18 protein-coding genes are annotated in these 20,283 nt (G+C 45.0%); 14 read left to right on the top strand and 4 right to left on the bottom strand.

Going from position 1 to position 20,283, the window contains the following annotated elements; genetic code table 11:
- The first annotated feature begins 29 nt into the window (after nucleotides 1-29).
- The 12 genes from pabC (at nucleotide 30) to ACZ5DR_RS14960 (ending at nucleotide 12,993) form a co-directional block, all read left to right on the top strand.
- Nucleotides 30-842, top strand: coding sequence for an aminodeoxychorismate lyase (pabC, locus tag ACZ5DR_RS15015; RefSeq protein ID WP_377368840.1), 813 nt, complete (start codon nucleotides 30-32; stop codon nucleotides 840-842).
- A complete protein-coding gene (gene mltG, locus ACZ5DR_RS15010) occupies nucleotides 829-1,854 on the top strand; it encodes an endolytic transglycosylase MltG (protein ID WP_377368841.1) in 1,026 nt (341 codons plus the stop codon). Before pabC ends, mltG begins: the two co-directional genes overlap by 14 nt.
- Nucleotides 1,855-1,862: 8 nt before the next feature.
- Complete coding sequence (gene tmk, locus ACZ5DR_RS15005) at nucleotides 1,863-2,501, top strand: dTMP kinase (RefSeq protein ID WP_377368843.1); 639 nt, start codon at nucleotides 1,863-1,865, stop codon at nucleotides 2,499-2,501.
- Complete coding sequence (gene holB / locus ACZ5DR_RS15000; protein WP_377368845.1) at nucleotides 2,498-3,430, top strand: DNA polymerase III subunit delta'; 933 nt, start codon at nucleotides 2,498-2,500, stop codon at nucleotides 3,428-3,430. Before tmk ends, holB begins: the two co-directional genes overlap by 4 nt.
- 4 nt (nucleotides 3,431-3,434) lie before the next feature.
- A complete protein-coding gene (locus ACZ5DR_RS14995) occupies nucleotides 3,435-4,235 on the top strand; it encodes a TatD family hydrolase (protein ID WP_377368847.1) in 801 nt (266 codons plus the stop codon).
- Nucleotides 4,236-4,292: 57 nt separating this feature from the next.
- Nucleotides 4,293-6,710 carry a Lon protease family protein gene (locus ACZ5DR_RS14990; RefSeq protein ID WP_377368849.1) on the top strand — a complete coding sequence of 806 codons (2,418 nt, stop codon included), beginning with the start codon at nucleotides 4,293-4,295 and terminating at the stop codon, nucleotides 6,708-6,710.
- Nucleotides 6,711-7,225: 515 nt separating this feature from the next.
- Nucleotides 7,226-7,663, top strand: coding sequence for a cytochrome b562 (locus ACZ5DR_RS14985; protein ID WP_377368851.1), 438 nt, complete (start codon nucleotides 7,226-7,228; stop codon nucleotides 7,661-7,663).
- A 67-nt stretch (nucleotides 7,664-7,730) separates the two neighbouring features.
- Nucleotides 7,731-8,069 carry a hypothetical protein gene (locus ACZ5DR_RS14980; RefSeq protein ID WP_377368853.1) on the top strand — a complete coding sequence of 113 codons (339 nt, stop codon included), beginning with the start codon at nucleotides 7,731-7,733 and terminating at the stop codon, nucleotides 8,067-8,069.
- Between the two features lie 65 nt (nucleotides 8,070-8,134).
- Nucleotides 8,135-9,190, top strand: a complete 1,056-nt coding sequence (locus ACZ5DR_RS14975; protein WP_377368855.1) for an AraC family transcriptional regulator — start codon at nucleotides 8,135-8,137, stop codon at nucleotides 9,188-9,190.
- Nucleotides 9,191-9,301: 111 nt separating this feature from the next.
- A complete protein-coding gene (locus ACZ5DR_RS14970; protein WP_377368856.1) occupies nucleotides 9,302-10,996 on the top strand; it encodes an acyl-CoA dehydrogenase in 1,695 nt (564 codons plus the stop codon).
- Between the two features lie 176 nt (nucleotides 10,997-11,172).
- A complete protein-coding gene (locus ACZ5DR_RS14965) occupies nucleotides 11,173-11,622 on the top strand; it encodes a YaiI/YqxD family protein (RefSeq protein WP_377368858.1) in 450 nt (149 codons plus the stop codon).
- An 81-nt stretch (nucleotides 11,623-11,703) separates the two neighbouring features.
- The gene (locus ACZ5DR_RS14960; protein ID WP_377368860.1) at nucleotides 11,704-12,993 is read left to right on the top strand and encodes an NAD(P)/FAD-dependent oxidoreductase; all 1,290 of its coding nucleotides are present in this window, start codon (nucleotides 11,704-11,706) and stop codon (nucleotides 12,991-12,993) included.
- Nucleotides 12,994-13,031: 38 nt separating this feature from the next.
- On the opposite strand, the gene ACZ5DR_RS14955 is transcribed toward ACZ5DR_RS14960, so the two are convergent.
- The gene (locus ACZ5DR_RS14955; RefSeq protein ID WP_377368862.1) at nucleotides 13,032-14,663 is read right to left on the bottom strand and encodes an alpha-glucosidase; all 1,632 of its coding nucleotides are present in this window, start codon (nucleotides 14,661-14,663) and stop codon (nucleotides 13,032-13,034) included.
- A 200-nt stretch (nucleotides 14,664-14,863) separates the two neighbouring features.
- On the opposite strand from ACZ5DR_RS14955, the gene ACZ5DR_RS14950 reads away from it, so the two are divergent.
- Nucleotides 14,864-15,694, top strand: a complete 831-nt coding sequence (locus ACZ5DR_RS14950) for an amidohydrolase family protein (protein ID WP_377368864.1) — start codon at nucleotides 14,864-14,866, stop codon at nucleotides 15,692-15,694.
- A gap of 83 nt (nucleotides 15,695-15,777) precedes the next feature.
- Here ACZ5DR_RS14950 and ACZ5DR_RS14945 read toward each other — a convergent pair whose 3' ends face one another.
- The 3 genes from ACZ5DR_RS14945 to ACZ5DR_RS14935 all read right to left on the bottom strand — a co-directional run bounded on the left by ACZ5DR_RS14945 (nucleotide 15,778) and on the right by ACZ5DR_RS14935 (nucleotide 18,617).
- A complete protein-coding gene (locus ACZ5DR_RS14945; RefSeq protein ID WP_377368866.1) occupies nucleotides 15,778-17,046 on the bottom strand; it encodes a TRAP transporter large permease in 1,269 nt (422 codons plus the stop codon).
- Nucleotides 17,046-17,525 carry a TRAP transporter small permease gene (locus ACZ5DR_RS14940; protein WP_377368868.1) on the bottom strand — a complete coding sequence of 160 codons (480 nt, stop codon included), beginning with the start codon at nucleotides 17,523-17,525 and terminating at the stop codon, nucleotides 17,046-17,048. Before ACZ5DR_RS14940 ends, ACZ5DR_RS14945 begins: the two co-directional genes overlap by 1 nt.
- Before the next feature lie 81 nt (nucleotides 17,526-17,606).
- Nucleotides 17,607-18,617, bottom strand: a complete 1,011-nt coding sequence (locus tag ACZ5DR_RS14935) for a DctP family TRAP transporter solute-binding subunit (RefSeq protein ID WP_377368870.1) — start codon at nucleotides 18,615-18,617, stop codon at nucleotides 17,607-17,609.
- Between the two features lie 639 nt (nucleotides 18,618-19,256).
- On the opposite strand from ACZ5DR_RS14935, the gene ACZ5DR_RS14930 reads away from it, so the two are divergent.
- Nucleotides 19,257-20,264: an amidohydrolase family protein gene (locus ACZ5DR_RS14930; protein ID WP_377368872.1), complete on the top strand. Its 1,008-nt coding sequence runs from the start codon at nucleotides 19,257-19,259 to the stop codon at nucleotides 20,262-20,264.
- The last annotated feature ends 19 nt before the right edge of the window (nucleotides 20,265-20,283 follow it).

Genomic DNA, 20,283 nt, shown 5'->3' with positions numbered 1-20,283 from the left:
TGATTAGCTTTTCTTTAGAGATCAGTCATATGCAGTGGTTTTTAAATTTCAATCCAGCAACAAGTATAGAGCTTTCTGATCGTGGCTTGGCTTACGGTGATGGCTTATTTGAGACCTTGTCTGCCCATGATGGTGTCATCTCTAATCTTTCTCTTCATCTTAGCCGCTTAGAGCGCGGATTTAAGCGCTTAGGGTTTAAAGTCGATACCAGCGAAATAGTTAAGTTGGCTGGTTTCTTGTCAGATCAGGCGGCAAGATTTGAGTCGGTTGGTTTTAAGGTGATGGTGACCCGTGGTTCTGGCGGGAGAGGCTATTTGCCACCTGCATCGGCGAATTTTTCCTGGCTGGTGGGGATGTTTGATCTGCCAGATTACAGTGCCGCTCAATCTCAAGGTATTTCGTTAACTCATTTACCTGTTCAAACTTCCATTAATCGCAATACTGCTGGGCTCAAGCATCTAAATCGTTTAGAGAATGTCTTGGCTAAACAAATGTTACCGGATGGGTATTTTGAAGCGGTTTTGAGTGATGCGAATGGCAAGATGGTTGAATGTGTGCAGAGTAATCTATTTTGGGTGAAAAATGGCGAGCTCTTTACTCCGTTACTGTCTGCGTCAGGGGTTCAGGGGACCATGCGTCATGCTGTTATCCAAGCCCATCTTGGGGTCGTTAATATAGTGCAGGAGGATATTCTTACCTTGTCTGATGCGGATGAGATTTTTATTACAAATGCGCTCAGTGGTATTTTGCCGGTTGTTCAATTCAATGATCGAGAGTTATCTGTCGGTCCAATTTGCCGATCTTTAAGGGAGCGTTTGGTAAATTCTCATGAAATTAATTAAGTCTTTTTTACTGCTTTTAGTATTGGCTGTCACTCTTCTGGCAATTGCTGGGGGGATGGCTTATCACTATTTAACTAAGCCAATTAATATCACTGAGCCGGAACGCTACGAGGTTCAAAAAGGTGTGAGCAGTATTAGAATTGGGCAGCAGTTGGCCGATCTTGGATGGATTGAGCATCCTGTGCTTACACGTATTGCTTTTAAACTGGATCCCACCTTAGTGCCTAAGGTTGGGGTTTATGAGCTGCAGCCAAATATGAATCTTATTGATGTGATGGCCCTGCTGGATTCGGGAGACACTGTTTTTTACCCAGTGACCTTACTGGAAGGCAAAACCTACCGTGATTATCTGATTGCCTTAGAGCAAACGGGTAATATCCAAATGACACTGAGTGACCTGTCTGAAGAGCAAATAGCTGAGAAAATGGGGCTAAACGTTGCTTCTCCTGAAGGTATGTTGCTGGCAAACACCTATCGCTATCACGATGGTGATACGGATTTGGATATTTTTATGCAGGCTCATAGGTTATTGGTTAGCACCCTTGAATCAGAGTGGAGCGATAAGGCGAAGGGGCTGCCTTATGCGACGGCTTATGAAGCTTTGATTATGGCGTCAATTATTGAAAAGGAAACGGGGGTTCCTGAAGAGCGACCGTTGATTTCTAGGGTGTTTGTCAGTCGCCTTGAACGGGGGATGAGATTGCAAACTGATCCAACGGTTATTTATGGAATGGGTGACTCCTATAAGGGGAATATTACCCGTCGTGATCTTCAACGACCTACCCCTTATAACACTTATACTATTAATGGGTTGCCGCCTACGCCCATTGCGAACGTTGGTTATGAAGCCATTCATGCCGCGATGCACCCGGGTGAAACGAATGCTTTATACTTTGTCGCCAAGGGTGATGGTTCCCATGTGTTTTCGAAAACATTGAGAGAACACAATGCTGCGGTAAGAGAGTACCAGCGTCGACGTGTTGAAAATTATCGTTCCTCCCCCAGTCAGTAGAGGTTAATTTGAGCGGATATTTTATTTCTATAGAAGGTGGCGAGGGTGCAGGTAAAAGCACGGCTCTTGGCTGCATTAAGACTTGGTTAACAGATCAAGGTATTGAGTTTATTGTCACCCGTGAACCGGGCGGAACTCCGTTAGCGGAAGAAATCCGCAATTTAGTGCTGGCTCCCCGGGATGAGCCTGTTGATGTGTATGCTGAGTTGTTGCTGGTTTTTGCTGCCCGTGTCCAGCATGTTAAGCAGACTATTTTACCGGCTTTGAAGGCGGGGAAATGGGTGATTAGTGATCGTTTTGTTGATTCCTCTTACATCTACCAAGGAATTGGACGAAATATTGACGCTAAGGTTATTGATGATCTTGTTGATCGTTTTCTGCAAGGGGCTTTACCTGATGCGACTCTCTTATTAGATGTGCCGGTGAGTATAGGCTTGCAGCGCGTTGCCTCCCGTGGAGAGATGAATCGTCTTGATGGTGAATCTATTGCGTTTCATGAAAAGGTTCGTAGTGGCTTTTTGGCATTGGCGGCAAAGCACTCCCAGCGGATTCATGTCATTGATGCGAACCAATCACTTGAGTCGGTTGAAGCGGACATTTGTAATGTCTTATCCGATTTGAATACTTCTGCAGTGGGGAATCCATGAGGTTTCCAGATTGGCTATTAGATCCGTATCAGCAAGCTGTGGCATGGCGAAAGTCTGGCAATTTTCATCATGCTTTGATGATGACTGGCGCTAATGGTATTGGGCAGGGTGTATTTGCGGAACAAATTGCTCGCTTATTGCTGTGTGAGCATCCTCAAAGCGCTCCCTGTGGAAAGTGTCATTCATGTGAATTGGTGAAGTCCGAAACACACCCAGACTGGCTGACTTTGGATGGATCGGCTGGTTCGATTAAGGTTGATGCAGTCAGGCAGGTGGTCGCGAAAGTGGCGAACAAGCCGCAACTTGGGTACTCAAAAGTTGTCTTGATTCAAGATGCTCACGCTATGAATATCAATGCAGCGAACGCTATCCTTAAAGCGCTAGAAGAACCTCCAGCAGCGACCTATTTTTTGCTTACTAGTAATACCTCTCGGTCATTAATGCCCACCATCATCAGCCGCTGTCAGCGTCTTAACTTGCCATCTCCTAATCCTGAGCAGACGGCTCATTGGTTAGAGGGAGAGGGGAAGTCTAATGCGGCAGAATTGTTATGGTTTTCTCAGGCGCCTTTTCGATTGTTGTCTTTGGCTGAATCAAGTAGCCACGAAATGATGCTCACACTTCCTGATGAATTAGAAAAATGGTTATCTGGCCAAAGCCGGTCGGATGAGTTGGTGTCCGCTGTCAATAATGACAAAATTCACTACTTTATTGATGGGGTGTTGGCGGTGTTGCATGGTGCGCTTATGTATTCTGCAGCGGGCCAATGCCATGAGCGTATTAAGCCTGCTATTGAGCGTATTCTGATGCGATATGATCTGTATCGATTAATGGAAATGATCAAACGCCTCGAAACCCTTAAGTCTAACCTTGATAAAACCCACCTAAACCCCACTATTCAACTTATTGGCGAACTAAATTCTTGGTAGGTACATGTTAATAGATACACATTGTCATTTAGACAAACTGGATCTCTCTCCTTATAACGATAACTTAAAAGACGCTGTGCAGGCTGCAGGTCAGGCTGGCGTGCAGCAAATATTAACCATTTCAGTGGATCTTGATGGCTTTGAGGGTATTCATAGCTTTACTGATATAGAGGGTGTATTTGCCAGTTGTGGCGTTCATCCACTTCATAAAGAAGGTTTATTAGACGCTCCTGATTTTCTGAGAACCCTTGCCCAAAGGGATAAGGTTGTTGCCATCGGTGAAACTGGCTTGGATTATTTTTATGATAAAGAGCCTGAACTTCATCAGGCGCAAAAAGACAGTTTTGCGATCCATCTAGATGTGGCGGGGGAGCTTAATTTACCTACGATCATCCATACTCGCGACGCAAAAGAAGACACTCTATTCTTGATAAAAGCTCATGGTAATGAGAACGTTGGTGGTGTAGTTCATTGTTTTACCGAAGATTATGCCATGGCTCGGGCAGCACTTGATCTGAATTATTTGATTTCAATTTCAGGTATTGTGACTTTTAAGAATGCTGAGGACCTTCGAGATACTGTGCGTAAAATTCCATTGGAATCATTGTTGGTTGAAACGGATTCGCCTTATTTGGCTCCCGTACCCCATCGTGGGAAAAAGAATGAGCCCAAGTATGTTCGTGATGTGGCTCAGTTTGTTGCTGACCTGAAGGGTGTCCGTTACGAAGAATTATTAGAAATTACTTCACAAAACTTTCATCAAAAATTTTCAAAAGTCGTCCCGACACAGACGCTGCGATACTAACCATAACAATTCGCCTCCCGCATAAGTGGTGAGGCGTTCATCATAAGGACCTATTAGATGTCAGAAATGGTTCAGTCTTTACCTTATCAATCCCTATGCGCCAAATTAGACGTGGCATCCTTACCATTCAAAAAGTTAAGTGACATGGAGCCCCTTAGCGGCATTTTAGGGCAAGAGCGTGCGGTTGAAGCGATTCAGTTCGGCGTGGCTATGCATCGACCTGGTTACAATATTTTTGTAATGGGTGACTCGGGCACTGGTCGCTCATCTTACGTGACCAGCTATTTAAAAAGTGAAGCAAAACGCAAGCCCTCTCCAAGTGAGTGGGCATATGTCAACAACTTCAAAGAATCCCATGCTCCTAAGGCTATTGAGTTTAAATCAGGTGATGCGGCGCATTTTGAACAAGATATGCGTGGCTTGATAGATGGCTTAATGTCTACTTTTCCTGCGGCATTTGAAAACCCGGATTATCAGCAACAAAAAAGCGCTATTGATCGTGCCTTTAATGAGCAATACGAAGCGGCCATTAACCTGGTAGAGCGTCACTCGTCTAAAATTGGCGTGGCTATGTTTAGAGATGCTTCTTCTGTGAGCTTCGCACCAATGCGTGATGGCAAGGCACTAGAAGAGTCTGATTTTGCCACCTTGACTGATGAGGAGCGAGATGCATTTCAAGCGGGTGTGCAAGAGCTTGAGGGAATGCTGAATGACGAATTACTCAGTCTGCCAACTTGGAAGCGTATTTCCTACGAACAGTTGCGAGAGCTCAACCTGGAAACGGTCAAAGAAGCTCTTGATCCTTTGATGGCGCCTTTGTTTGAGAAATATGCAGAAGACGAATCGTTAACGGCTTATCTTAAAGCAATGCGCGAAGACCTAGACAAGGTCATCATTGATCAGTTTGTGGATGATAAAACGACTGATAATCGTGATGAGTCTAGCCGACGCACCCTGTACGAAGAGATGTATTTACCTAACGTTGCGGTGACCCATAAACCAGATGGTGGTCAGCCGGTGGTGTATGAATCCCATCCTACGTACCGCAACCTATTTGGCCAGGTGGAATACAGTAACGAGCAGGGTATGTTGGTGACCAGCTACCGTTTGATTCGGAGCGGCAGTTTACATGCTGCAAACGGCGGTTATTTGATTCTGGATGCTGAAAAGCTTCTAACTGATCACTATTTATGGGAGGCACTCAAGCGTGCTCTAAAGAGCAAAACACTTCGTATCGAGCACCCATACGCTGATATGGGGTTAATGAGTACGACTACTTTGTCTCCTGAGGAATTGCCTCTTCAGGTAAAAGTGGTGCTAATTGGCTCTCGAGATATTTATTATTTATTGCAGGATGCGGATCCAGATTTTCAAGAAATGTTTCGTGTCTTGGTGGACTTTGATGACTCCCTAAAGCGTTCATCTGACACAGAGTATGCCTTTGCTCGCTTGTTGAAAGACCGTGTTCAGAAAGAAGGGTATGCGGATGTTTCTCCGCAGGGAGTAGCGCGTCTAATCGAATACAGCAGCCGTCTGGCAGAGCATCAAAAAGAGATGGCGGCTAAGATCGGTGATGTGTTTGAGCTACTCGGTGAAGCGGATTTTAATCGTCAGTTGGCCAAAGATGACATCATTACTGATGTGCATGTTCAGCGAGCTTTGTCTGCTAAAAAGCACCGAACAGGTCGTGTGGCAGAAAAGATCATTGAGGAAATCGTTGATGGAACTATCTTGCTGGATAGCCAAGGTGAGGCCGTTGGTAAGATTAATGGTTTAACTGTGATGCAGATTGGTGATAGTAGCTTCGGTGCGCCAGCTCGAATATCTACTACGGTTTATCCAGGAGGTAAGGGCATCGTAGATATCGAGCGTGAGTCGAATCTAGGTCAAAATATTCACTCGAAAGGGGTGCTTATCTTGTCTGGTTACCTTGGCCATAGATACGCTCAACATTATCCGTTGGATATCTCTGCCTCCATCGCCATGGAACAAAGTTATGGCTATGTTGATGGGGACAGTGCTTCGACCGCGGAGTTGTGTTGTTTGATTTCTGCCTTGATAAACGTACCTTTGCGCCAAGATCTTGCGATTACTGGATCCTTGAATCAGTACGGTCAGATTCAAGCTATCGGTGGGGTAAACGAAAAGATCGAAGGTTTTTTCAATGTTTGTAACGCTCGTGGCCTAACCGGTACACAAGGTGTGATCATTCCTAAGTCCAATGCCATTAATCTAATGCTAAATGATGATGTGCTTGAGGCGGTGAAGGCTGGTAAATTCCATATTTATGCTATTGAAAATGCGGATGAAGCATTGCATTTGTTGACAGGAATGGAGCCAGGTTCATTAGATGATCAAGGTAACTATCCTGAGGGCAGCTTGTCTCAACGTATTCTCAAGCGATTGGAGGAAATCTCCAAACTGGGTGAAGATGAAGAGCAGGATAAAAAAGAAGCCGATAAAACTAAGTCGTGACAGGCTTGATCTAATATTTGCCGCGGGTTCTTTTTATAAAACTTGCTTGGCAATTTGAATTGACTAGAAAGTAAAGTGTGTAATGGAGGTCGCCTCGTTTGAAATACGTGGCGACCTCTTTGCGTTTACTGGGGTGGTGTCTTTTAAGTACCACTGGTGGTCGGAAACTCTCTCCACCTAGCACGCTACCAGAGGCATTCGTGGCGGCTAATAGGGCGCTACGATCGTCGCATTCGGCTCTGACCTTTCCTGTCAGGACTAATAGAGCCACCATGATGTAAAACGTTGGCCGGACTTTAAGCATTTTGATCTACTTTTGAATGCATTGCGTATCCTGTAATGTGCTTAATATGATAGTTTTTATGATGAAATGCAGTGAACAATGTCAGCTTGATGAGGTCATAAACAAAGCCAATACTTAAAAGTACAAAAGTATGGGGCATTTGGCTATATCCTATCGGCATCGATGGATTAGTGAAAAGAGCATTTTCGTTTATTGATAAAAGGAGAGAGAGATGCTTACGGTTAAAAAGGTACTTGGTGGCGCTATTCTAGCGATGGGGCTTTCTGGTTATGCAGCAGCCCATGGTCATTGCGGCGAAACTGCTTTGCATGAAGATATGGAAAATCTTAAAACGGAATTAAAGTCCCTGTCATTTGACTTACGTGGTAAGGATGCGGCAGCAGCTTCTGAGCGTGTGGATGTCATTATTTCACTTCTAAAAGATTCACGTGAAGAAACGCCGTTTAAATTCACTAAAGAAGGCTTAACGGGTGAGGCTTTAGCGACAGAAATGGCTGAGTACCAATCTCTTATGGATGAGACTATCGAGGTCTTTGTGTCCGTAGATAAAGCGATAGAGGCGAATGATATGGGTGAAGCAGGTTCTTTACTTAGAGAAGTAGGGAATTTGCGTAAAAAAGGCCATAGTGCTTTTAAAGCCAGTTGCTAGGCTGCTAATCCCCGTGACCTCGCTGGGCTAGATTGATACAATAGACGACTTGTTAAAGAGGTTTATTATGTCTCGCTCGAAAAAATCACGTAGCTTAAAAGGAAAATTAGGCAAAACAGGCACCAAAGAAATGATGAAGGAGCAGAAGAAAGCTCGCAAAGCTGCTTCGCCTTCACGTTTTGATGCTAAAAAGGTCAAGCAACGTAAGGTCCAGGCTCAGCGTAAGCTTGAGCGTTTAGGTATAGCGCCAGAGGCGGAAGCCCCTGTGGCAAAGGTTCGCCCAAAGCGCTTTACCTTCACCCCTGCGAAGCCCTCTCAAGAGGCTGAGTTATCAAAGGCTGAGTCCCAAGATAAAGAACAGCTATCTAATGAGGAATTGCTGTCGGCACTTACAGAACAAAACTAATCATTATATGATTAAAGGGCTGCAATTTTTGCGGCCTTTTTTATGCCTTGAAAAGGAGAAGTGTTATGAATTCAAGGGCATCTGTGCCAGCTTCTAGTGTGCGTTATCTAATAGGAGCGGTTGAAAAACAAGGATGTGATACGGCTGAATTACTAAAGGAAGCCGGAGTTACGCTAGAGGACATTTCGAGCGACCGCCCGATCTCGACCTATAGTTATGGATTGCTGTATCAGCAAGTGATGCAGTTAATGAAAGATGAATCCTTCTGTATTTTGAGTGGTGGGCGAATGCCTATTGGCTCATTCAGGATGATGTGTCTGTGTATTATTCATTCAAAGCATCTCGCTCAAGCGTTAAGGCGCTGTAGCGACTTTTATGAAATCTGCCGTGGTCCAACCATTAAGCCGATTGTCATCCGTAAGGGGCGTTATGCGAAGATCACCTTTACGCCGATTGATTCAGTGGCAACGCCAGAAGGTCAGTTGGACGAGGCGTTTGAATCCAAAGAGCGAGTGAGAACCACATTATCTATGTGGCATCATTTTGTTAGTTGGTTGATTGGTCGTCGTTTGAATCTGAAAGCAGCGTATTTTACTACCCCGCGTCCGGATGATGTGGAGTATTACCGTACCCTGTTTCAATCAGATGTTAAGTTCGGTCAACATGGTAACGCTCTGGTGTTTCCTGCTTCTTATTTGGATATGCCCATCGTTCAAAATGAAGAGTCTCTACGGAGCTTTTTAAAAACGGCCCCATATCAATTGATGGTAATGGTGGATAATGACAACAGTCTTAAGTCCCGAATCATATCGATTTTAGGGAAAGACTTCTCACAAGATATGTTCAGTGCTGAAGAAGTGGCTGCATTCTTGAATATGAGTGTCTCGACCATGCGTCGTCGTTTGGCTGATGAGGGGACTTCTTTCCAGCATATTAAGGATGAATGCCGTAAAGAAGCGGCCATCACCTATATTAATGCGCCACAATTATCATTCAATGAGATTGCTGCATTAATGGGATTTGATGAGCCGAGTGCCTTCTATCGTTCATTTAAGAAATGGACGGGTATGACACCCGGTGAATACCGCAAACATACGGACTATCGTACTTTGCCATCCTAAGAGCCTCCTCAATGAGCAGATATGTCATGAAACTCGCGACCATTTGCCATTGAGGAAATTTAGCTAATTAACCACTCTTAAAATAAAAGTCATTAAACTTAGGAGTATTTTATGAGTGGTTACCGCTATCCCACCGATGACGTTCGGTTTTGTTTAGAACACATCGCAGGCATTCATCGTCTAACCGAACACTTTCCAAATTATGATTCTGAATTGCTGGACCCAATTTTGTCTGAGGCAGCAAAATTTTCAGAACAGCTTGTGGCACCTTCCAATCGTGCAGGGGACATTAACTGGCCCACTATCTCAGATAAAGCGGTTACCGAAACACCGGAATTTAAAGCAGTCTACGAAGCCATGTGTGATGGCGCTTGGACAACCCTGAGTGCGCCAGAGGAGTATGGTGGACAGGCCCTGCCTCGAGCTTTAGAGGTCGCCGTGAATGAGGGTATTCAATCAGCCAATTTGGCGTTTTCCCTTTGCCCCTTGCTGACTCAAGGGGCTATCGATGCCATCGAAACCCATGCCAATGCCGATCTCAAAGCAACCTACTTGCCTAATATGATCTCAGGTCGCTGGACTGGCACCATGAATCTGACTGAGCCTTCAGCAGGCAGTGATTTGTCGGCCATTAAAACCAAAGCGATACCTGATGGCGATGGGTACCGAATATTTGGGCAAAAGATCTTTATTACTTGGGGCGATCATCAAATGAGCGACAATATCATTCATTTGGTTTTGGCGCGGCTGCCTGATGCGCCCGAAGGTGTCCGGGGTATTTCTTTGTTTCTTGTTCCTAAATTCCTACTAGATGAGAGTGGTGAACCTGGGGTTCGTAATGATGCCTATGCCATCTCTCTTGAGCACAAGCTTGGTATCCATGGATCGCCAACCTGTGTGATGCAATTTGGTGATGGGGATGGGGCGATTGGTTATTTGGTAGGGGAAGAAAACAAAGGCTTAATGGCCATGTTTACAATGATGAATAACGCCCGTCAAAGTGTTGGCTTGCAGGGATTGGCTGTGGCTGAGCGTGCCTATCAGATGGCGTTAGATTATGCCTTTGATCGTACTCAGGGGGTTGTTAAGGGTAGTCCAGAAAAAGTCGTGATAGCGAAACATGGTGATGTTTCTAGGATGCTGTGGCAGATGGCAAGCTCCTTGTCTGCCATGCGCGCGCTCATGTATGTGGCGTCCGTAGAATCGGATTTAAAAGGGGTGGATGCTAAACATCAGAAACGAACGGATTTGTACACTCCTATTGTTAAGGGTTGGATGACTGAGCTGTCTCAGGAGATAGTTTCAACAGCTGTTCAGGTTCACGGTGGTATGGGGTTCATCGAGGAAACGGGGGTGGCTCAGTTGCTCCGAGATGCACGGATTCTTCCCATCTATGAAGGGACTAATGGTATCCAAGCGTTGGATCTTGTTGGAAGAAAGCTTGCAGCTGATAAAGGTGAGGGGTTAAAGGCTTTGATTTATGAAATGTCACAAGATGCTGAATCCTTCGTTGGTCATAAAGATCTTTTCCTTGCTCATCTTGATCAATTAGAAGTGGCGGCTAAGGCGATCCTTAATGGTGAGTCCGTAGCGAACACGGCGGCTTATGATTTTATGATGATGGCTGGTTATGTGGTGGGCGCATGGTTGATGCTAAAGGGATGCCAAAGTTCAGAAGTGAAACAAGACTGGCAAACAAAAACGGAGTTTTACGTTAATCATTTGCTGCCGCGAGCCAATACGCACTTTGCAGGTGTGAAATCATTTAATGTGGAAGATCAGTACAACGCAGAGCTTTTACTTTAAGATCAAATAAGTAAATTAATTATTCAATTTATCAAAGGTTGAATATTATCTAGATACTCAGCCTTTTTTCTTTAAAGGAAACTGTTAATGGTATTTTCCTCCAATTCGTTTTATTGCAAGCCTAGCCAAATTCCTCTTTAGCCGTGATAATAAAGCTCCATATAAAGGAGATGTTCATGCGAATTTTGGTTGACGCCGATGCTTGTCCCAACGCCATTAAGCCTATTTTGATTAAAGCCTCTGAGCGCTGTGAGGTAGAGTGTTTGTTTGTCGCCAATGTCGCTATCGCTTTACCCAATTCAAAGTGGGTCTCCCGCAAAATTGTCCCCAGTGGCTTTGATGAAGCTGATAAGTTCATCGAAGATAATGCTCAGCCAAACGATCTAGTGATTACTTCTGATATCCCGCTCGCTTCAGACTGCCTTAAAAAAGGGGCCCAAGTTCTTACCTCCAAAGGGGAAGAATACTCCCAAGAGAACATTAAGCAGCGTCTCGCCATTCGTGATTTTATGGATCAAATGCGCTCCAGTGGGTTTGATACAGGAGGTTCAGCGCCCTTTGGAGACAAAGACAAGGCAGCCTTCGCCAATGCGCTGGATCGAATCTTGGCGAAACGTGATAAGTAACTTCTTAATGGGAGTTATTTGCTAAGCATACTCGGGCTATTTAGGTGTTTAGCAAATCATTCGCAATTTAGGGAGTTTTGTATGAAACGCATAGTAGTTCTCGGTGGTGGAGCCGGAGGTTTAGAATTGGTGACCCAGTTGGGACATCGTTTTGGTAAGCGAAATAAAGCTGAAATTATTCTAATTGACCGTTCCCAGACCCATATTTGGAAGCCTTTGTTACATGAAGTCGCAACAGGATCTCTGGATATTAATACTGACGGCATTAACTATCGCGCCCACGCCGCAAAGCACCATTATCAATTTCAATTGGGTACTGCCTTCGATATTAATACAGAAGAAAAAATCGTTCGCTTACAGTCCATGAAAGACGAAAAGGGCAAAGAAGTCTTGCCGGAGCGGGAAATTTCTTATGACACCCTAGTGTTGGCTGTGGGCAGTGTGAGCAATGATTTTGGTACGCCCGGTGTGGCGGATAATTGTTACTTCTTGGACTCTCACCGTCAGGCAGAGCGATTCCAGCAGGCTTTGTTGACACAGTTTCTTCGTGTTCACCAAGTGGGGGGCGATGCCACACTCAAGATCGCAATCGTAGGGGGTGGCGCAACGGGTGTAGAGTTGTCTGCTGAATTATTCCATGTGGCAGACTTGCTAAAAGCTTACGGCATGCCGGAGATGTCCGCGGATAAGGTCAAAGTGGAGTTGGTCGAAGCTGGCCCTCGAATCCTTCCTGCGTTGCCTGATCGTATTGCTAATAATGCGAAAAAAGAGCTAGAAAAGCTTGGCGTCAGTGTGCGTGAAAATACGCGCATTACGGAGGCGATTCAGGATGGTTTGAAGACTGCCGATGATACTTTGATTGAGGCGGATTTGATGATCTGGGCGGCTGGGGTTAAAGGCCCTGAGTTTTTAGGGCAAATGGAAGGCTTTGAAACCACCCGCAACAATCAAATCCTAGTCGCACCAACTCTGCAGGCTAAAGGGCACGAAGATGTCTACGTTATCGGAGATTGCTGTGCTTGCGAACAGCCTAATGGTGCGTTTGTGCCGCCACGTGCCCAGTCGGCTCACCAGATGGCCTCAGTGGTATTTGAAAACATCACTGCTGCCAGTCGTAATGAAAAGCTAAAAGATTACACCTACAAGGATTATGGCTCTTTGGTTAACTTAAGCCGATACAGCACGGTTGGTAGCTTAATGGGTAATTTAATGAAGGGTTCAATGTTTGTAGAAGGGCGCTTGGCGCGTTTTGTGTACGTTTCCTTGTACCGCCTTCACCTAATTGCCATTCATGGATGGTTCAAAGCGATGATCATTTTGGCGGCACAACGCATCGGCAAAGTGGTTAAGCCGAAGTTGAAACTTCACTAACATACGATATAAAAAAACGGGGCATGTGCCCCGTTTTTTTATGGCTGAATGGCGCCTAAATATATGGAATTGGGGGGTAAGGGTAAGCGTCCGTTTTCGAATCGAGTAGAGAGGAATCCCTCGGGCAGAATAATATCCTGTACCTGATGGTCTGCTATGGGCACGATATGGTCTTGGTCGCCAACGTTTACGCCAATTAAAAGGTACTCATTTTCGTCTTTACGGGTAAACACGAGAACCTCTGCATCCGTGTATAGGAATTCTATGTCCCCTGATATCAAAGCTGAGTGGTGTTTACGTACATGGAGAAAGTCTCGATAGGCATGCAGAACTGAGTGACGGTCTCCTTCCTGTTCACTTACTGAAAGAGGTTTGTGGCTATCGGCAACAGGTAGCCAAGGGCTGGGATTTTCACTAAAGCCCGCCGTGTCGGTATTTTCCCAAGGGAAAGGGGTACGGCACCCGTCGCGGCCTTTAAATTCAGGCCAAAAGTTAATGCCAAAAGGGTCTACCAGTTGCTCAAACTCCAGTTCTGCTTCAGGCAATCCTAATTCTTCCCCTTGATACAAACAAACACTGCCTCGTAACGAGAGCAGCATTGCCATATAGACCTTGCTTTTAGCGGGATTGGCTGTGCCGTGATTCCATCTTGAAGCAACACGCTCCACATCATGATTGCTCATGGACCAGCAGGGCCAGCCTGTCCCCAAGCCTTCTTCTATGGTTGTCATGGTGTTGTGAATATGTGTCATTGTGTTGTCGTGGGTGAGTAGGTCAAATGAATAACACATGTGCAGTTTGTCATTCCCTTGGGTGTACTCGGACATGGTCTTTAAGGAGAAATCACAGCCCACTTCACCAACAGTCGTGGTGCCAGGATATTGATCCAACAAAGACCTTAGGCGCTGTAAAAAAGGAATGTTTTCAGGGCGTGACTTGTCGTATAGGTGCAATTGATAACCATAAGGATTATCCAAGCTCACACCAATACTTCCTTCTACGATTTCCTGTTTCGGTGGGTTATCTCTTAACTCTAGATCGTGGTAAAAGTAGTTGGCGGTGTCTAAACGAAAACCATCAACGCCTCGATCCAGCCAGAATTTCACTGCATCCAGTAGGGCGTTAACGACTTCTTCATTGTGAAAGTTCAAATCCGGTTGGCTATCCAAAAAGTTATGCAAATAGTATTGGCGACGACGGCTGTCCCAGTGCCAAGCGGGGCCGCCAAACACTGATAGCCAGTTGTTAGGAACGGTGCCATCTGGTTTGGCATCTTGCCATATGTACCAATCGGATTTCTCTGAGTCACGGCTCGAGCGAGAATCTTTGAACCAAGGATGTTGATCAGACGTATGGTTGAGCACCTGATCAATGATGACCTTGATGCCCAACTCATGAGCTGTGCCGATCAAGGCATCAAAGTCATCTAGGGTGCCAAAAATGGGGTCTACGTCACAGTAATCTGATACGTCGTAACCAAAGTCTTTCATTGGAGATGTGAAGAAAGGTGAAAGCCAGATGGCATCAACGCCAAGGGAGGCGATATAAGGCAGCTTTTGGGTAATGCCTGCTAAATCACCAATGCCGTCGTTGTTAGCATCCATAAAACTACGAGGATAAATCTGATAGATAACGGCGCCGCGCCACCAATCTAAATCTGTATTGCTCATGACATTTCCCTTCCATCGTAAGATGTGTTGATAGTTTCAACACTAGCATGTAATCCAGTAAAGATAAGCAATTCATGTGCCTTATAAGCTCTAAATGACGTAAAGAGTACTGTTGTTTAAATACAATAGCCGTGGTCGCTAAATGAACTGCCTTAATGTGACGTAACTAGGTACAGTTTAGAAAGGATTAGGAGAATACAATGACCATTTTCACTGAACGAAAAATCGATTGTCATAACCATATATTTGACCCTGCGGGATTCCCTTATCAGCCCGATACCCCTTATGCCCCTTCTGGTCATGAAATTACGACGGCAGAGTATTTTCACCAAGTGCTCGATGCTTACGGTGTCAGTCATGCCTTAATAGTAGGGCCGAACTCCGCTTACGGAGAGGACGATAATCGTGCCTTAATAGATGCCATTGCCAGATCTAATGAAAGATTTAAAGGTATGGCTGTGGTGTCAAAAGATGTGACTGATGCAACGCTAGCGGGCTTTGAAGCCCAAGGCATTGTCGGGGTGACATTCAATGTTGCTTATTATGGCCCCGAGCATTTTGCTCATGCTGCTGAGCTAATGGAACGATTGCATCGTTTTGGTTTGCTGGCACAAATTCAAACCCAAGGAGAGCAAATACTCGCCTTTGCTGACGTGCTGTTTAATACCTCGGCAACCGTTGTCATTGATCACTGTGGGCGTCCGGATCTTAATCAGGGGCTGGATTCAGAAGCCTTCAAAATGTTGGAAGAAATTGGTCGAGCAGGGCGTCACTTTATAAAGCTATCGGGTATGGCAAAGTTTTCTGAACAAGCTTATCCCTTTGCAGATACCAAACCCTATGTGGAAGCTTTATTTGCTGCCTATGGTGAAGATAGGGTCTTATGGGGCTCAGATTGGCCATTCTTAATGGCCCCTCAGCGTATGGATTATGGCACCTTGCTGACTCTAGCAAAGTCATGGTTTCCAGATACAGCACAGCGAGAGAAGTACTTATGGAAAAACGCTAGTCGTTTGTATGGATTCGATTGAACCTGAGTTAATAATTTATTTTCGTCAGAAACAAAAAAGCCCCCGCTAATAGCGGGGGCTTTTATGTTTCAAAGTGACGTTATCTAATAACCAAATAACCTAGGTAAGAATGTCACTGTCGTCGGTACAAAAGTAATCAGCATCAGTACCGCAAGCTCCACTAGGAACATAGGCATAATCTGACGAGAGATGGCTGCTATACCCACATTGGCAATGGAATTGGACACAAACAAACAGATACCCATCGGTGGGGTCACCAAGCCAATCATTAGGTTAAAGATAACCACAATACCAAAATGAACTGGGTCAATGCCTAGGCTCATGGCAATCGGATGTAAGATTGGCAGCAAAATCAACATGGCTGCAATCCCTTCAAGGAACAAACCAACCACCAAAAGGATCACGTTGACTAGCAGCAAGAACATCCAAGGGCTAGAGACTTGCTCTAACACCATGGCGGAAACCGTCTGAGGTACGCGAGAGAAGGTTAATAGCCAGTTTGCCGCTGCAACCACTGCAATCACGATCAAGATAACAGACGAGTCGCGCATAGCTCGTACGAAGATGCTTGGAAGTTGTGTCACTTTCAGGCTTTTAAGGATAAACATACCTGCTACTAATGCGTAGGCTGCGGCGAAAGCGGCGGCTTCCGTTGGCGTTACGATGCCCGTTAGGATCGAACCTACGATGAAGATCGGCATGAATAAAGGAATCCAAGCTTCAACGAAGGCTTTTATACGCTCTTTTGTGCTTAGCTTTTCTTTTAGAGGCGCATAATCCCCTGCAAAGAAATACACATAAACAGATAAGCCAACCGCTAGGAATACCCCAGGTGCCACACCAGCAAGGAATAGGGCAGGTACAGATACGCCACTGGTGATCAATGCATAGATGATCACTGGAATACTAGGCGGAATCATAGGTCCGATTACAGAAGACGCTGCCGTTAAGGCCGCGGCGAAAGAACGTGGGTAGCCTTCTTTTTCCATGGTTGGAATGAAGACACGACCAAGAGCAGAGGTATCTGCAACCGCAGAACCGGATAGTCCTGCAAAGATTACCGATGCCCAAATATTCACTTGCGCCAAGCCGGCACGCATATGCCCCACTAAGGCATTGGCGAAATTTATAATTCGGCTAGTGATACCGCTTTCGTTCATTAGCTCACCAGCTAAAACGAACAGCGGAATGGCAAGAATAGAGAAGGAGTCCAAGCCTGCAAAGATACGTTGCGCCACAAGGCTCACATTGAAAGGCAGAGTGTAGACATGACCTACAACCCCAAGCAGCACCGCAAAAGCAATTGGGCTACCAATGATTAATAAAACGATTAGAATGCCAAAACCTAACATTATTGAGCCCCTTCTGATGTGGATTTGAACTGAGTAAAACGCTCAATAACACGCATTAAGGCTGCAAGGGTTAAGCCTGCACCACCAATAACCATAGCGACTTGGAAGTAGTACATATCAATGCCTGTACCGGGGGCTTGAATCCCGCCACGCTTCATCATGAATAAGTAACCTGAGTAACAGAGTACGGCACCGGACACTAGGGCAACGATGTCAGATACAAAGTGCAAAATGTTACGAATTTTGGGTGGAACAATGTCCTCTAAGAACGTGAAGCGAATATGAATACCCTCCAAGTAACACAGAACCATGCCAAACATGGTGCCGTAGATCATGGCGTATTTGGCGGCTTCTTCAGCCCATTGAATAGGGGCGTTAAATAAATAGCGGCTAAGACTGCTGGCAAACACCACAGCAAAGACCACAAACAGAGAAGAGCCTGTCAGGAATGACAGAAGGTATTTATAAAGGCGCTTCATGGGATATTCCGATTTACTAAGAGGATATAAAAATCGGGGAGTGCTGCTCCCCGATCATTTTGGTGCGGTAGAAACGAGTGCTTACTTGTTTGATACCACTTGTACAGACGCTTGAACACGGTCAATCCATTCACCATCGATTTCACCGCGTAGCCATTCAAGAACAGCAGGTTGTGCAGCTTCTTGGAATTTAGCTAGTTGCTCAGCAGTTGGTGTTGTGATTTCCATGCCATTTTCTGCAAGAGATTTTAGACCTTCAGCAGATTTGTACTGCTGGATAGCGCGGCCGACAGTACCGGCTACTTTTGCAGCACGGTCAATGATTGCGCGGTCTTCGTCACTTAGAGAAGTGTACAAATCATCATTGATAAGCATGAAGTCTGTACCGTAAACGTGGCCGTCTAGGGTTAGGTACTTCTGGAACTCGTAGAATTTATTGGAGTTGATAACACTCACTGGGTTTTCTTGACCATCTACAACGCCTGTTGTAAGAGCTGATGGCACTTCAGGCCATGCGATCGGCGTTGGCTCAGCGCCCATGGCTTTAACCATTTCAACGTACAATGGTAATGTCATGACACGGATTTTAAGACCATTTAAGTCAGCAGGTTCTGCTACTGGTCGCTTGGAGTTAGTAAAGTTACGGAAGCCTGTTTCACCGTACGCTAGGGTACGTAAACCAGTTTTTTCTAAACAGTGTTGAGAAAGGGCTTGTCCGAACTCACCATCTAGGACTTCCCAAGCAACAGGTGCGGAAGGAAATAGGTAAGGGATTTCTAGAACAGCGGCTTCTTCACATACTTTAGCGAACGCGCCAGAAACCATAGTCATACTGATCATGCCTTCTTGAGCGGATTGCACTAGGTCAGTTTCACCACCAAGTTGGCCGGCAGGGTATACGTTTACTTCAATACGGCCGCCAGACTCGGCTTCAACTAGGTTTTTAAAAACTTCAGTTGCTGCGCCTTTTTTAGAGTTAGTCCACTCTTGAGGGTCAACATGACCAAGAGTAAGAGTAAGATCCGCAGCGCTAACAGAGCTAGCTACTCCAGCGGCAACAAGGCTAAGCATTAGTTTTTTTGATAGTTTCATATCATTTCTCCAAGCTCGGGAACCACCCGATATCGTTATTTTTGTATTTGCTTTTCTGTCCCACAGCGTAAGGTCACTTATAAAGACCTTGTCATCTTAATATCCAGCAAAAGAAATACTATAGGTAAATTGTAAAAATACCCTTTATTTTTCCTTTGAGGTCAAAAAGTATGACTCCTGTGTTGGTTTACGGAGCAACCTCGTCCTTGGTGGGGGTCGAGATACCTTCTCAACATGGGCTAAAGAGCAAAATAAGAGAAATGATTTTTTTGCGTTTTAGCATGCTGAAATGGAATACATAGATTTTTATCATACACATTAAAATATAAAAAAATGATTAAAAACAGTGGATTAACCCATTCGCGGCCTATTTTTAGGTATTCAAAAATGAGAATAACGACGAAACAAATATAATTTGTTTGAGCATTATAAATAAATAGCATTAACTCACTATCTCAAAATGCAATATCGTTTGCCCATTTTTGAAATGGCAAATACCCCCCACGGTCTTAATACTTCTTGCCATGCTAAAAACAGTGGCTGTTGCTAGAGTTTAGCTAAACTTAATGTTTTTGCTTTATGCAAAAGTAATAACAGCTTCTGATCACACTAATAATGATAGAAACAGTGAGCAGTAACATGATTATAGATTGCCATGGCCATTACACGACCACTCCTCCTGGTGTGGGTGCATACCGCGACAAGCAAAAAGAATTAGTAGCGAAAGACCCGACCGCTAAAGGTGAGAAGGGGATGGTTCACGTTACTGATGATGAAATTCGCGAAAGCATCATCAACAACCAATTACGCTTACAGCAAGAGCGTGGCACTGACCTCACCATCTTCTCTCCACGTGCTAGCTGGATGGGTCACCATGTTGGTAACGAATACACCAGCCAATACTGGACAGAACATCAAAATGATCTGATTCGCCGCGTTTGTGATTTATTCCCAGAAAATTTCGTACCCGTTGCTCAGTTGCCACAATCACCGGGTGTTGATCCAGCCAAGTCTGTTCCTGAAATCGTTCGTACCGTAGAAGAAATGGGATTCATTGGTGTTAACCTGAACCCTGATCCTAGTGGTGGACATTGGAACGGAAGCCGTTTGTCGGATCGTTCTTTCTACCCAATTTATGAAAAGATGTGCGAATACGATATTCCAGCGATGATCCACGTTTCTGCTGCATGTAACGATTGCTTCGACACAACGGGTTCTCATTATTTAGGGGCTGATACCACAGGCTTTCAGCAACTAATGATGTCTGATGTATTCAAAGACTTCCCAGAACTGAAAATTATCATTCCTCATGGTGGTGGCGCTGTGCCTTATCACTGGGGTCGCTTCCGTGGTCTAGCGCTGGATAAAGGCTTTGATCTGGAAGAACGTGTACTGAATAACATTTACTTCGATACCTGTGTTTACCATCAGCGTGGTATTGATCTATTGCTGGATATTATTCCTACCAAAAACATTCTATTCGCTTCAGAGATGATTGGTGCGGTACGTGGTGTTGACCCAGAGACAGGTCACTACTTCGACGACACCAAGCGTTACATCGACAACAACACCGTTTTGACTGCTGCACAGAAAGAAGACATCTTCGAACACAACATTCGTCGTGTCTTCTCTCGTCTGAAAGTTTAATGGTCTGAAGCCAAGGAGC

The sequence above is a fragment of the Marinomonas vaga genome (assembly GCF_055388305.1).
This window is presented reverse-complemented; position numbering and strand designations above follow the sequence as displayed.

Excerpts from the sequence above, each read along its gene's own strand:
- ACZ5DR_RS14945 (WP_377368866.1), bottom strand. The coding sequence starts at position 17,046 with ATGTTAGGTTTTGGCATTCTAATCGTTTTATTAATCATTGGTAGCCCA.
- ACZ5DR_RS14950 (WP_377368864.1), top strand. The coding sequence starts at position 14,864 with ATGACCATTTTCACTGAACGAAAAATCGATTGTCATAACCATATATTT.
- ACZ5DR_RS14960 (WP_377368860.1), top strand. The coding sequence starts at position 11,704 with ATGAAACGCATAGTAGTTCTCGGTGGTGGAGCCGGAGGTTTAGAATTG.
- ACZ5DR_RS14930 (WP_377368872.1), top strand. The coding sequence starts at position 19,257 with ATGATTATAGATTGCCATGGCCATTACACGACCACTCCTCCTGGTGTG.
- ACZ5DR_RS14980 (WP_377368853.1), top strand. The coding sequence starts at position 7,731 with ATGTCTCGCTCGAAAAAATCACGTAGCTTAAAAGGAAAATTAGGCAAA.
- ACZ5DR_RS14985 (WP_377368851.1), top strand. The coding sequence starts at position 7,226 with ATGCTTACGGTTAAAAAGGTACTTGGTGGCGCTATTCTAGCGATGGGG.
- ACZ5DR_RS14970 (WP_377368856.1), top strand. The coding sequence starts at position 9,302 with ATGAGTGGTTACCGCTATCCCACCGATGACGTTCGGTTTTGTTTAGAA.
- ACZ5DR_RS14935 (WP_377368870.1), bottom strand. The coding sequence starts at position 18,617 with ATGAAACTATCAAAAAAACTAATGCTTAGCCTTGTTGCCGCTGGAGTA.
- ACZ5DR_RS14975 (WP_377368855.1), top strand. The coding sequence starts at position 8,135 with ATGAATTCAAGGGCATCTGTGCCAGCTTCTAGTGTGCGTTATCTAATA.
- ACZ5DR_RS14965 (WP_377368858.1), top strand. The coding sequence starts at position 11,173 with ATGCGAATTTTGGTTGACGCCGATGCTTGTCCCAACGCCATTAAGCCT.
- ACZ5DR_RS14955 (WP_377368862.1), bottom strand. The coding sequence starts at position 14,663 with ATGAGCAATACAGATTTAGATTGGTGGCGCGGCGCCGTTATCTATCAG.
- ACZ5DR_RS14995 (WP_377368847.1), top strand. The coding sequence starts at position 3,435 with ATGTTAATAGATACACATTGTCATTTAGACAAACTGGATCTCTCTCCT.
- ACZ5DR_RS14990 (WP_377368849.1), top strand. The coding sequence starts at position 4,293 with ATGTCAGAAATGGTTCAGTCTTTACCTTATCAATCCCTATGCGCCAAA.
- ACZ5DR_RS14940 (WP_377368868.1), bottom strand. The coding sequence starts at position 17,525 with ATGAAGCGCCTTTATAAATACCTTCTGTCATTCCTGACAGGCTCTTCT.
- holB (WP_377368845.1), top strand. The coding sequence starts at position 2,498 with ATGAGGTTTCCAGATTGGCTATTAGATCCGTATCAGCAAGCTGTGGCA.
- mltG (WP_377368841.1), top strand. The coding sequence starts at position 829 with ATGAAATTAATTAAGTCTTTTTTACTGCTTTTAGTATTGGCTGTCACT.
- pabC (WP_377368840.1), top strand. The coding sequence starts at position 30 with ATGCAGTGGTTTTTAAATTTCAATCCAGCAACAAGTATAGAGCTTTCT.